The sequence below is a fragment of the Isoptericola croceus genome (genome assembly GCF_029382255.1).
GTDB lineage: Bacteria > Actinomycetota > Actinomycetes > Actinomycetales > Cellulomonadaceae > Isoptericola > Isoptericola croceus.
Genome location: NZ_JARLLG010000014.1, coordinates 12,456 through 25,779, shown reverse-complemented (window position 1 = coordinate 25,779; position 13,324 = coordinate 12,456). Strand labels below are relative to the sequence as shown.

Below are 13,324 nucleotides of genomic sequence, written 5' to 3'. Positions count from 1 at the left end.
GTGGTGGGCGATACTGGGATCGAACCAGTGACCTCTTCCGTGTCAGGGAAGCGCGCTACCGCTGCGCCAATCGCCCGAGGTGGGTACGGGATTCGAACCCGTGTATACGGCTTTGCAGGCCGCTGCCTCGCCTCTCGGCCAACCCACCATAGAGAAGACGTGATCTCCCGCATCCTCGTCGCCGAAGAGGCAGGGAATGGGCCTCCGAGCGGATGACGGGACTCGAACCCGCGACATCCACCTTGGCAAGGTGGTGCTCTACCAACTGAGCTACATCCGCATGGCCGGACATGAGGAGATCGCTCCCCGGCGTTCCGGCGCGAGGGAAACACTAGTTGACCCAGCCCGAATCCGTCCAATCGTCCGGTGGCGCCCGGCTGGCATAGCGTTCGCTGCGTGGACGAACCGAACTCCTGGGCCTCCTTCGCCGGACGCCTCGCCACCGACGTCACCGAGTGCGTCGATCTCGAGACGGACCCGCAGCGCCTCTCCGAGCCCGGTCCGTGGTTCGTCGTGGCCGACTTCGAGGCGTTCGGCCGCGGCGGGAGGGCACGCGCCTGGCGCTTCGCCCGGGTGTCGGACGGCGGTCTGCCTGCCGGTGGGCCGCCGTCGGGCAGCGGATGGCACGGCCCCGATCCGTCGAGCTGGCACAGCTCGATGGACCGGGCCGCCTACGAGGGAGCGGTACGGCGCGTGCGGGACCACGTGCGCGAGGGCACGGTGTACCAGGTCAACGTGTGCCGGGTGCTGCAGACCGCACTGCCCGTCGTGGACGACGGCGGCACGCCCCGCGAGCCGGACGCGGCGGCGCTGGCGGCCCGGCTCGCGGCCGGGAACCCGGCACCGTACGCCGCCGCCGTCCACGTGCCGGCGGGCTCCGGCGTCGACCCGGTGTGGGTGGTCTCCGCCTCACCCGAGCTGTACCTGTCCCTCGGTGACGGAACCCTCGGCTCCGGGCCGATCAAGGGCACCGCGCGCACGCCGGACGGGCTCACGGACAAGGACCGCGCCGAGAACGTGATGATCACCGACCTCGTGCGCAACGACCTGCAACGGGTGTGCGCGCCAGGGACGGTGGCCGTCACGGACCTGCTGGCCGTCGAGGAGCATCCCGGGCTCGTCCATCTCGTCTCCCGCGTCCAGGGAGTGCTGGCTCCCGCCGTCTCGGCGGCTCCTGACCGGTGGGGACGGGCGCTGCGGGCCACGTTCCCGCCCGGCTCCGTGTCGGGGGCTCCCAAGTCGTCGGCCCTGCGGATCATCGACGAGCTCGAGACCGCCGCCCGTGGTCCGTACTGCGGGGCCGTGGGCTGGGTCGACGGCGACCGCGCCGAGCTCGCCGTCGGGATCCGCACCTTCTGGTGGGAGCGCGGCCCGCACGACGACGGTGTGCTGCGGTTCGGCACGGGCGCCGGCATCACCTGGGGCTCCGACCCGCAGGCCGAGTGGCTCGAGACCGAGCTGAAGGCCGCGCGCCTCGTGGGACTGGCGTCCCGATGAGTCCCGGACGTCGCGCCGGTCTGTGCTGCATGACGTCCGTGAACTGTGACCTGTCCATCTCGCTCGACGGCTACGCGGCCGGACCGAACCCCTCGCGCGAGCTTCCCTTCGGGGACGTCGTCGGTACCGGTGACGTGCTGCACTCCTGGGCGTTCGAGCACGCCGAGGACCATGCCGAGGAGGTCGCCGGGACCCTCGGCGCCGGTGCCTACGTGATGGGCCGGGGCATGTTCTCGCCGGACACCGGGCCGTGGGACCTCGCCTGGCGCGGTTGGTGGGGCGACGACCCGCCGTACCACGCCCCGGTCTTCGTGCTCACACACCACGACCGTGCGTCGCTCGAGATGGACGGCGGCACGACGTTCCACTTCGTCACGGGCGGGCTCGACGAGGCGTTCACCCGCGCCCGCGCCGCGGCCGGGGAGCGGGACGTCGCGGTGGCCGGCGGGGCTTCCACCGTGAACGCCTGCCTGGCTGCCGGTGTCATCGACGAGCTGCGTCTGCACGTCGCACCGGTGCTGCTCGACGTGCCCGGGGGAGTGCGGCTGTTCGACGGCGTCGGGCGGCACGCGCTCGAGGCCGTGGGTGCGCGACACACACCGGAGGTGACGCACCTGGTCTACCGCCGCCGTCAGGCAGACTGACCCTCATGAGTCTGGTGATCTGGGCCGAGGGTCGGATGGTGGGTGCCGGGGAGGCCGTGATGAGTGCGGTCGACCACGGCATCACGGTGGGTGACGGCGTCTTCGAGACGTGCACGGTGTTCGACGGGCGCGTCTTCGCGCTCACCCGACACCTGGCACGGCTCGCGCGGTCGGCCGCGGGACTGGGTCTGGAGGCGCCGGACGAGGGCAAGGTGCGCGACGGCGTCGCAGCGGTCCTGCAGGAGGGCGTGCGGGCCGACGGGCCGTTCGACGGTCGACTGCGCATCACCGTGACCGCGGGCGTCGGGCCCCTCGGCTCCGGCCGCGTGGAGGGCGCCCAGACCGTGGTCGTGGCGGCCCAGGAGTCCGTCATGGCGCCAGAGTCGCGCTCGGTGCGCTCGCCGTGGCCACGCAACGAGCGCTCCGCGGTCGCCGGGCTCAAGACCACGTCGTACGCGGAGAACGTGGTCGCCCTCGCGCACGCGAAGGCGCAGGGAGCGGACGAGACCATCCTGCCCAACACCGTCGGCGAGCTCTGCGAGGGGACGGGATCGAACGTCTTCGTCGAACGCGACGGCGAGCTCGTCACGCCGCGGCTCGACTCGGGGGCGCTGGCCGGCATCACGCGGGAGCTGCTGATCGAGTGGGGCACCGAGGCGGGTCTTCCGGTGCGCGAGGCCCGCGTGAGCGAGCTGCCCTTCGCCGTCCTGGACGAGGTCGGCGACGGCGGGACGCACCTGGTGCTGACGTCCTCGGGGCGCAACGTCCAGCCGGTGACCTGGCTCGACGGCGTCGATGTCGCAGTGGGCGAGATCTCGCGCGAGGCACGCGCGCTGTTCGAGACGCTCTGCCGCGAACGCATCGATCCCTGACCCCTCACCTGGGGCGACGTGGCCCGGCTGTGGTCCACGCCGCACGGTTCCGGTTTGGACCAGCGCCCGATCTGTGACTACTATCGACCTCGCACTCGGGCGATTGGCGCAGTGGTAGCGCGCTTCGTTCACACCGAAGAGGTCACTGGTTCGAACCCAGTATCGCCCACCCTCGAGAGCCCTTGGACCGGCACCAGTCGGGCCGAGGGCTCTTGGCATGTTGCAGTACGTGACATCCACACATGTATCGAGATTGTCGGTCAGTGAGTTCTCCCTCCGATGAGCGAGGTCTGCACGTGATGAGCCAGGTGCCCGGTCGGGTGCTCTCGTGTCCCGCCGCGGTACCTGACGGGACGTGTGCATGACGGCGACAGACGCACCTGGACTGACCTCGACCGGGCCCGTGCAGGGTGGCGCGCCGATCGCGCCCCGACTCCGCGCCGACGTCGAGGAGTCGACCACCGATACCCTCTCGGCGACGACACGGGCTGGGTCGCACGATGCGGTGCGCAGCGATGCGTCGCCGTCGGTCGGTCCGTGGTGGCGTCGGGCGGCTGCGGGGTCTCTGGTCCTGCTGCGTGCGCTGGTCGACCTGATCACGCCTTTCGGGGCTGTCGTGCTCACCCTCGGGGTGCTGGCCTGGACCGCAGGTGCCGCCCTGCGATGGACGGAGGGGGCCGTGGTCGCCCTCACGGTGACCGGCGCCGTGGCGGTCGCACTGGCGTTCGTGATCGGCAAGCTGCAGTACGCGATCACCTTGGACCTGTCCGATCGCAGAGTCGTCGTGGGCGAGCGGGCGTTCGGCCAGCTCGTGGTCACCAACGAGTCGGCTCGGCCGATGCTCCCGGCATCGATGGAACTCCAGGTGGGTGACGGGACGGCGACGTTCCGGATCGGCCGGCTGCGGCCCGGTGGCAGTCAGGAGGAGATCTTCACGGTGCCGACGCACCGACGCGCGGTCATCCCGGTGGGACCGGTGCGCACGATCCGCGCCGACCCCTTGGGCATGCTCCGGCGCGAGCTGTCCTGGTCCGAGCCGCAAGAACTGTTCGTGCACCCGAGGACCGCGGTGCTCGCAGACTCCTTCATCGGGCGGATGCGTGATCTCGAGGGCCGGGTCACGCCGGACACCTCGGACTCGGACATCTCGTTCCACGCGCTGCGCGAGTATGTGCCGGGGGACGACCTGCGGCACATCCACTGGTTGTCGTCCGCGCGGACCGGGAGCATCATGGTGCGCCAGTTCGAAGAGACCCGCCGCTCTCGGATCGCCGTGATCCTGTCGACCCGACAGGACGACTACGCGTCGCCCGACGAGTTCGAGCTGGCGGTCTCGGTGTGCGGCTCGCTGGGTCTGCAGGCGATCCGTGAGGACGGCGGACTGTCCGTGCTGGCCACCGGCGGGCGTGTCCGGGGCGACCACCGGACCCGGCTGCTGGACGATCTGACCCGCGCCGAGATGCGACCGGCCCGCCAGACGATGGCGGCGTTCGCCGTGCAGTGGAGCCGCGCGTTGGCCGACGTTTCGGTGGTGGCGGTGGTGGGCGGCAGCGGTCTGTCGGCCACGGACCTGAGGTCGCTGTCGGCGCGCCTGCCCGCCGACGCCCGGCTCTTCGCCGTGCTGGCGTCCGCCGACGACGCCGTCTCGGACAGCTCGGTGACCTGGGGGCGAGTCGGCGACATGGACGTGCTGACGATCAAGACGCTGGACGATCTCGCGGGTGCCCTGGGGAGAATGCGTGACTGATCGTCCTGCGAATACCCGGGAGGAGACACGCGCGCGCGCGCTGTCCTGGCCAGGGGTGCTCGACGGCCTCGTGCTGTTCGTGCTGATCTCGACGGCGTCGCTCGGCCTGAGCGCGGCATGGGGTTCTCTCGGCTTCCTGCGCGCAGCGATCGGCGGGCTCGTCGGCGGGCTCGTCGTCGCCTGGGTCTCGGCCTGGCAGCGCTGGGGCGCCGTCCGTACCCTGGCCGTCACGACCCTGGTGTACTTTCTCGTCGGCGGTGCCTTCGCCTTCCCTGGGACGGCCATCGGTGGCGTGCTGCCGACGCCCACGACGTGGAGCCGACTCGCCATCGGGATGGTCGAGGGCTGGATGGACTTCGTCACGACGGTTCCTCCGCTCGACTCGTTCCCCGACCTCGCCGTCGTTCCGCTCGCCCTGTGCTACCTGACGGCTGTCGTCGCCGGGACCGTCGCGTGGCGTGCCCGGCACGCCGTGTGGGCGCTGGTGCCCGTCGTCGCCGCCACCACCTTGATGGCGCTGCTCGGCACGATCGTCGAGACCTACCCGGTGGTCCAGGGTCTCGCCGTCGCCGTGATCGGGGTGCTGTGGGCGTCGTGGCGGGCCACCGACGAGCGGCACGGAGCGCGGTCCGTGATGTCGGCGCGCTCTCGCACGTTCGCCGAGCGGCGGCGCTGGCAGCAGCTGGCTGCAGGCGCACTGGTCCTCGGGCTCACGGGGACGATGGCGGCGTTCGCGGCACCGCACGTCGTCGACGGGGAGAGGCTGGCGCTGCGTGAGGTGATCACACCTCCGCTGGACCTGTACGAGTTCACCAGTCCTCTGGTGAGCTTCCGCAAGTACGCCAAGGACCAGGCCGAGACGGAACTGTTCACGGTCGAGGGGCTCCGGGACGGAGACCGGGTGCGGATCGCCGCACTCGACCGGTACAGCGGCGTCGTCTACGACGCCTCGAGCGGTGCCGGCGGAGGTGTGTACCACCGCGTGGGCGACAGCAGAGAGTCGCTGGCACCCGGTGAACGCTATCGCGTCAGCTTCACGTTCAGCGGGTACTCCGGTGCCTGGCTGCCGCTGGTGCGCGAGCTGACGGCGATCGAGTACGGAGGTTCCAGGGTGCAGGAGCTGGCCACAACCACCTACTACAACCCGGAGGCCTGGTCGGCGCTGGCCACGGCCGGTGTGGGCGCGGGCGACTCCGTCGAGCTGGAGGTTGTCGAACGGACCTCGCCCACGGAGGAACAGCTGCGGGTCACCCCGGTCGCGGACATCGACCTGCCCGAACCGCTGGACGTCCCGGAGGCCGCACCGGCCAAGGCCCAGCAGTTCGTCGCAGATGCCCCGACCCGGTACGACGAGATCGTCGCGATCCGTGCGGCGCTCGAGTCCACCGGCATCAGATCCAGCGGTCTGGAGAATCAGGCGCCCTCACGGGCCGGACACTCCACCGCTCGCCTCGACGAGATGCTCGCCCAGGTCGAGATGGTCGGCGACGACGAGCAGTTCGCCTCGGTGTACGCGCTGATGCTCCGGCAGCGCGAGATTCCTGCCCGGGTCGTCATGGGATTCGTGCCCGATCCTGAGGCCTGGGTACCCGGCAGCCCCTACGTTGCTGTGGGCGAGGACGTCCGGGCGTGGGTCGAGGTGCCCTTCGAGGGCCTGGGCTGGGTGCCCTTCGACGTCCAGCCCGACGAGGACAACAAGATCGAGCCCGAGCCGCAGTCCCAGGAGATCCCGAAGCCCCCCGTCCTCGAGTCGCCGGAGAAGCCGGAGGAACCGCCGGAGCCAGAGGCCGCCGACATCGACGAGGAGGAGCGCGAGGAGGACGACGCGGCAGTCTTCGACTGGCGGCAGGTCGTCATCGTCGCGGCCGCTGTCACGATCCCGCTCGGCCTGCTCGCCTCGCCGTTCCTGCTGGCCCTCGTCTACAAGACGGTGCGCGGGCGACGACGCCGGGCGTCCGCCGACGTGCTGGACCGGGTGAGCGGTGGGTGGCGCGAGGTGGTCGACGCCGCCACGGACCTGGGCGCGGGCGTCCCGCGTGGTGCGACCCGGCGGGAGTCGGCCGAGCTCGTCGCCGCTCAGCTGGGCGACGACGGCGGGACGATGCTGCTCGCCGAGGGCGCCGACCACGCGGTGTTCGCCGGCACGGCCACCTCGGACGAGGTCGCCCAGGCCTACTGGGAGCATGTCGACGAGGTCGTCGGATCGATGCGAGCCGCCGTGCCGTGGCAGCGTCGAGTAGCCGCACGCGTCTCGTGGCGATCGGTGCGAGGTGCCGACACCCCGTCGCCCCGGCGCTCTGTCCGAGAGCGGGTCCGTGCCGTCGGGCCCGCGTTGCGAACCCTGACCGCCGCCGGGGTCCGGTCGATGCGCCGACAGCACTGACATCCCGTCCGTCCCGATCGACCAAGGAGCTCCAGGTGCGTCTTTTCGCCAGCGTCCGTGACGACCGCCGCCGTGCGGCGGCGACCGTTGTCGTCGCCGTGGTCAGTGTCGCAGTCGTCGGCACGGCGGTCCTCCACGACGGCCAGGCGACGGCGGACGTGGACCTCGACGATGCGGGCGTGTGGGTCACCAACGCATCCTCGGGGCAGGTGGGACGCTTCAACACCGCGGCGCAGGAGATCGATGGCACGCTGCTGGCCGGCAGCACCGTGTTCGACGTCGAGCAGCAGGGCAACGACGTGCTCGTCGTCGACGACGGGTCGAGTGCGGCGAGCGGCGTCGACGTGGCGCGCATGCGGCTGGCCGCGACGACGGGTTTCCCGGCCGGTGCGCAGGTCACCCAGGGGGGCGGTGTCGTGGCGATTCTCGACACCGTCGACGGGCTGCTGTGGACGATGCCGTCGGCCGACCTGCCGTCGTTCGACCCCGAGGAGGTCGGCCCGGTGGCGGAGGTCGGCAGCGACGCCCGGGTCGTGGCCTCACCGCTGGGCGACGTGCACGCCGTCGCGCCGACCAGCGACACCCTGTGGAGCGTGAAGCCTGGGACCGGAGAGGCGTCCGAGACCCGGTTGGGTCTGCTGAGCGCCGGTGACGAGGTCGAGGTGACCACCGTCGGGCAGGAGCCGGTCGTGCTCGTGCGCAGCAGCGGGCAGCTGCGGCTGCCCGGCGGCGACGTCGTCGAGGTGCCCGACGCCTCGGGCGCCCGGCTGCAGCAACCCGGGGCCGATGCGGACGCCGTGTCCTACGCGACGTCGGCGGCCCTGGTCGCGCAGCCGCTCGACGGTGGGGAACCTGTCACCCGGCCTGCCTCCGGCGTGCCGGCGTCGCCGGTGCACGTGGCCGGTTGTGTCTACGGTGCCTGGGGCTCCTCGGGCCAGGTGATCCGCAACTGCCCGGGAGACGGCGACGACATCGACATGCGGCTCGACGGGTTCGACCCGCAGGCGCGGCTCGTGTATCGCGTGAACCGCAACGCGGTGGTGCTCAACGAGCTCTCGTCCGGGACCTTGTGGATGGCGCTGGAGGACTTCCGCAAGGTCGACCAGTGGGAGATCACCTTGCCCGAGGACGCCGACGGCGAGGGCGACGGGGAGAGCGACACCCCTGAGCAGGTGGACCGGACGGTGCTCGAGCGCGACCGGGCGAACCGGCCACCGAAGGCCAACGACGACGAGTTCGGTGTGCGGCCCGGGAGTACTACGGTGCTGGACGTCCTGGCCGACGACGTCGACCCGGACGGTGACGTGCTGACCGCGCGCGTGTCCGGCGACGGCCCGGAGGGCATGCCCGTCACCGAGGTGCTCGGCGGCAAGGCGCTGCAGGTCGAGGTGCCGGAGGACGCACGTGGAGGGGTCGCCTTCGAGTACGAGGTCGCCGACGGGCGCCGTGGTGTCGATGACGCACAGGTCCGGCTGTCCGTGGTGCCGTGGGACGAGAACTCCGACCCGGAACAGGTTGGCGAGCCGGTGCTGCGGGTGCAGCGTGGCGCCGTCAACGAGATCAAGGTCCTGCCGTCGTTCCGTGACCCGGACGGAGACGACCTCTACCTGGCGGGGGCCGATGCCACGGCCGAGGGCGACTGGATCCGGCACTTTCCGGACGGCACGGTGGAGTACCGCGCCAGCGGCTCGACCACCGGCCGCAAGAAGGTCAACCTCGTGATCGCCGATGGTCAGGGTGGTGTGACCGACGGCGTGCTGTGGGTCGAGGTCATCGAAGCGCAGGAGCCGCCGGTCGCTGTCGGCGTGCACGCCCGGGTGACCGTCGGCGAGACGGTCACCGTCGAGCCGCTGTCCAACGACTACGACCCGAATGGTGACGACCTCCGACTGGCAGCCGTGAGCGAGGCGGAGCCGGCGGAGATCGTGCCGAACTACGGCAACGGCACCTTGACCTTCCGGTCGGACGAGCCGGGCTCCTACGACGTGCTCTATGAGGTCTCCGACGGTCCGAGCTCCACCACGGGAGTGATCCGGGTCGACGTGATCCCGGAACACGGTGACGGTGGCCCCCCGGTGGCGGTCGCCGACATCGCGAACCTGCCCGCGGGCGGTTCGACGCTCGTCGACGTGCTCGCGAACGATGCGGACCCGGCCGGCCGGGTCCTGGTCGTGCAGTCCGTCGAGGTACCCGACGACGCGGGAGTCTCGGTGGCGGTGCTCGGGCACTCCATCCTGCGGATCACCGAGGTCCGGGCCTTCGCTGAACCGGTGACCTTCACGTACACGGTGTCCAACGGCAGCGAGACAGCGACGGGTGAGGTGCGGATCCTCCCGATCCCGGCCCCGGACCGGATCCAGCCGCCGCGAGCCAATCTCGACGAGGTCACCGTTCGTGTGGGAGACATCGTGACCGTTGACGTGCTGCACAACGACGTCCACCCCGACGGCCTGGAGCTGGAGCTCGTCGAGCAGCTTGCCGAGCTCCCGCACCTCGGTGAGGCGTTCGTCTCCGAGCGTGCTGTGCGGTTCCGTGCAGGGTTCGAGGCAGGGACGACCCACCTGGTCTACAAGGTCCGCGACGAGCACGGCCAGGAGGACTCCGCCCAGGTCACCGTCAACATCCGGGACCAGGAGGACAACCTGGCACCGGTTCCTCGCGACCTCGAGGCGCGTCTCCTGACCGGGACGGTCGCCCGCATCCCGGTCCCGCTGGACGTCGACCCCGACGGAGACTCGGTGATACTGACCGGCATCGCCGAGCACCCCGTGCACGGCGTGGTGCGCATCGAGGACGGCGACATCGTCTACGAGGCCTCGCGGGTGGCGGTGGGGACGGACACCCTCCGGTACACGGTGCAGGACACCTGGGGCGCGACGGGCACGGCGAGCGTCCGGATCGGCATCGCGGAGCCGCCACCGACGAACCAGCCACCGGTGGCGGTGAACGACCACGTCATGGTCCAGCCGGGCCGGGAGGTGCTCGTCCCCGTGCTGCGGAACGACTTCGATCCGGACGGGGACCCGATCGGTCTCGTCGACGGCGCGACCCAGGGGGGCGAGGAGCTGCAGCCCACCATCCAGAGCACCGGGATCGCCGTCGCGGCACCCGAGCGAGAGGGCTCGTACTCCTTCTACTACGCGATCGAGGACACCTACTCGGCGAGGGCGTCGGCAGCGGTGACCGTCGAGGTGCGGCACGACGCCCCCCTGCGCCCACCGGTCGCCCGTGACGACGTCCTCCCGCTCGAGGAGGTGGAAGGGCTCGACTCGATCGGCGTCGACGTGCTGGCGAACGACGAAGACCCGGACGGCTCGGTCAACGCCTTGGAGATCACCTCCGACGACGACGTCGAGGTGACCGACGACGGTCAGGTCGTCATCCCCGTCGACGGTCGACGGACCATCGTGAAATACACCGTGACGGATCCGGACGGACTGACCGGTCAGGCGTTCGTCGTGGTGCCCGGGCGTCTTGATCTCCTGGGGGACCCGGCCGACGCTCCGCATCTGCGAGACGGTCTGACGCCGATCGAGGTCGTCGCCGGCGAACCCTTCACCGTCGAGCTCGCCGACCACGTGGTGGTGGCTGAAGGACGGACACCACGACTGACCGACGCCGAGACCGTGGTCCCGGTCGAGGGTGTCGTGACCGTGCCGGGGTCAACCGGATTCACCTACACACCGCACGAGGAGTACCACGGTCCGGCCGCGGTGAGCTTCCAGGTCTCGGACGGGGGCACCGACGAGTTCCCGGACGGGAAGGACGCCTCGCTGCAGCTGCCGTTCATGGTGGTGCCGCCGGAGAACCTGCCGCCTGAGCCGGGACAGCCCACCGCAGAGGTGGCGGCCGGCGAGGAGTCGACGGTTGATCTGGAGCGCTTCGCCAGCGACCCCGAGGGCGAGCCGCTGACGTTCGCGGTCGGCGCGGCGCCGGAGGGACTGACGGTCACGCAGGACGATGCCGGCGGCCGGGTGACGTTGCAGGCCGCTCCCGACGTGGAGAAGGGCAGTGCGTTCACCGTCCCGTACACGGTGTCCGACGGGGTGAACGAACCGGTCGACGGATCTCTGGCGATCAAGGTCGCAGCATCGACGAGGCCCCTCGCGGTGGCTGCGCCCGATGCCGTCGACGACGTCCACCAGGGAAGCTCCGTGCTGGTCCCCGTGCTGGAGAACGACACGAACCCGTTCGAGGGGATCGGACCGCTGCGCGTCATCGACGCCGTGGTCGAGACCGGCGACGGGACCGTGGAGGTGCACAGGCACGATGCCGTGGCAGTGACCCCCGCCAGTGACTTCGTCGGCACCATGGTCGTCGTCTACCGGATCGAGGACGCCACCGAGGACTTCGACCGGCACGTGGAGGGACGGGTCACCGTCAACGTGCTGGGCGTGCCACGGGCACCGGCGCGGCCCCTGGTGGAGGAGGTGCGCTCGCGCACCGTCGTGCTCTCGTGGAACCCGCCGGGCAACAACGGCTCACCGATCACCTCGTACACCGTCACGTCCTCAGCCGGCGACGTCTTCGAGTGCGCGACGACGACCTGCACGCTCGAGGGTCTGACGAACGACGTCACCTACACCTTCACCGTGGCGGCGCACAACGCGGTCGGCCGGTCGGAGGCCTCGTCGGCCTCCGAGGAGGCACGTCCGGATCAGAGGCCGGACCCGCCCGCGGCGCCGGCCCTGGACTGGGCTGACGGCGAGATCGTCGTCGAGTGGGAGAACTCGGTCTACGACGACCGGTCGCCGATCACCTCGGTCGACCTGGAGATCTCGGGAGCCACGGCTTCCGGGGCCACCCAGCAGCGTGGCGTGACCGGCAACCGGCTGGTCTGGGACGGTCTTTCCAACGGGACCGAGTACAAGGTGCGCGTGCGGGCGCACAATGCTGCACCGGAGCCGTCGGAATGGGGACCGTGGTCGACGGGAGCCATCCCGGCCGGTGCACCGTCGGCACCCGCGGCGCCGACGGTGTCCCGCGGAGCGTTGGGAGACTCGGTGCCGATGACGGTCTCCTGGAAGGCGCCGAGCACGAACGGTCGTCCGATCACCGAGTACACCGTCGAGACGTTCCGTGGTTCGACGTCGGCCGGTAAGACCACGGTGGCGGCCTCGTCCACGTCCACGGTGATCGACGCCCGTGCGTCGGACGACGACTACACCTTCCGGGTCATGGCGCACAACGCGGCGAGCGAGCGCTACGGAGGGGCGACGTGGTCGGACCGGTCAGCCCCTGTCCGTGCCTTCACGCCGCCGAGCGAGGTGTCCAGCCTGTCGGCCGAGGCCACTGGGCGCGACGGCGAGATCATCCTGACCCGCGGCACCGCTTCGGCCAAGGGCGCGGACAGGATGACGTACCAGTACCGCACCGGCTCCAGCGGGAGCTGGACGGCGATGCCGGATCGGTCCGCCACGATCCGGAGCCTGAGCAACGGATCGAGCTACCGGCCGCAGGTGCGGGCGGTGTCCCACGTCGGGTCGGACAGCTCGAACGGGCCGGCCCGGACGCTGGGTACCGCCGTCGTGCCCTACGGGCCGCAATCAGCCCCGGGGGTCAAGGCGACCGGCAACCGGCGCTCGGTGACGCTCAGCTGGACCGATCCGGGCGGCAACGGTCGCCCGTATCACGTCGAGATCCGGGTCGACGGCGGGGCGTGGGAAAAGGTGTCGAAGAGCGGCAGCCGCACCGTCGGCAACGGTCCGGACTCCACCCACCAGATCAGGGCGCGTGCCGTCCCGACCGAGGGCTCGAACGCGGCCTCCGCCGTCGTGAGCGCAACGTCGGACACGACGACGACCAAGGTCCGCAAGGGAGGTGGCGCGCCGTCGGGCAACTATCTGCGGTTGACGGTCGACAACGGCCCGGCGAATGCCTCGTTCAGGGTGGCGTGCTACACGTCGAGGGACGGGCAGTTCTCTGACAGCCCGTGGTCCCACAGGTCCTTCAGGACGAACGCCAGCGGTGACTTCGTGGGCGACCTCCCGTGCTACTGGGGCTTCGGCGGCTATCAGGTCTGGGTGAAGACCGATCACCACAAGATCCCTGACACCCCGAAGTACACCTGGTGAGGGGGCCCGGGATGTCCGATACGGTGAGCGCTCGTCGGGGCGGGCGGGTTGCGTCCGGTGGGGGAGAGCCGGAGATCCGCGACCTGAACGCCACATCCTCCCGGGAC

At 70.9% G+C, this 13,324-nt stretch carries 6 protein-coding genes and 4 tRNA genes; 7 read left to right on the top strand and 3 right to left on the bottom strand.

The window, feature by feature from the left end; genetic code table 11:
- Position 1 precedes the first annotated feature (1 nt).
- The 3 genes from PZC42_RS19875 to PZC42_RS19865 form a co-directional block, all read right to left on the bottom strand.
- Positions 2-76: transfer RNA gene (locus PZC42_RS19875), tRNA-Val, on the bottom strand.
- A 1-nt stretch (position 77) separates the two neighbouring features.
- Positions 78-148: transfer RNA gene (locus tag PZC42_RS19870), tRNA-Cys, on the bottom strand.
- Between the two features lie 59 nt (positions 149-207).
- Positions 208-280, bottom strand: a tRNA-Gly gene (locus tag PZC42_RS19865).
- A 116-nt stretch (positions 281-396) separates the two neighbouring features.
- On the opposite strand from PZC42_RS19865, the gene PZC42_RS19860 reads away from it, so the two are divergent.
- From PZC42_RS19860 to PZC42_RS19830, 7 genes are all read left to right on the top strand, one after another.
- Entirely contained in the window at positions 397-1,497 is a 1,101-nt protein-coding gene (locus PZC42_RS19860) for a chorismate-binding protein (protein WP_277213687.1), read from the top strand.
- A gap of 29 nt (positions 1,498-1,526) precedes the next feature.
- Positions 1,527-2,141 (top strand): dihydrofolate reductase family protein, encoded by a 615-nt coding sequence (locus PZC42_RS19855; RefSeq protein WP_277213685.1) that lies wholly within the window; start codon positions 1,527-1,529, stop codon positions 2,139-2,141.
- A 5-nt stretch (positions 2,142-2,146) separates the two neighbouring features.
- On the top strand, positions 2,147-3,013 hold the full coding sequence (locus PZC42_RS19850; RefSeq protein ID WP_277213683.1) for an aminotransferase class IV: 867 nt from the start codon (positions 2,147-2,149) through the stop codon (positions 3,011-3,013).
- A 97-nt stretch (positions 3,014-3,110) separates the two neighbouring features.
- A tRNA-Val gene (locus PZC42_RS19845) sits at positions 3,111-3,182 on the top strand.
- Between the two features lie 192 nt (positions 3,183-3,374).
- Entirely contained in the window at positions 3,375-4,760 is a 1,386-nt protein-coding gene (locus PZC42_RS19840) for a DUF58 domain-containing protein (protein WP_277213681.1), read from the top strand.
- Positions 4,753-7,143, top strand: a complete 2,391-nt coding sequence (locus PZC42_RS19835; RefSeq protein WP_277213679.1) for a transglutaminase domain-containing protein — start codon at positions 4,753-4,755, stop codon at positions 7,141-7,143. The genes PZC42_RS19840 and PZC42_RS19835 overlap by 8 nt, the downstream gene beginning before the upstream one ends.
- A gap of 35 nt (positions 7,144-7,178) precedes the next feature.
- Positions 7,179-13,217 (top strand): Ig-like domain-containing protein, encoded by a 6,039-nt coding sequence (locus tag PZC42_RS19830; RefSeq protein WP_277213677.1) that lies wholly within the window; start codon positions 7,179-7,181, stop codon positions 13,215-13,217.
- Positions 13,218-13,324 lie beyond the last annotated feature (107 nt).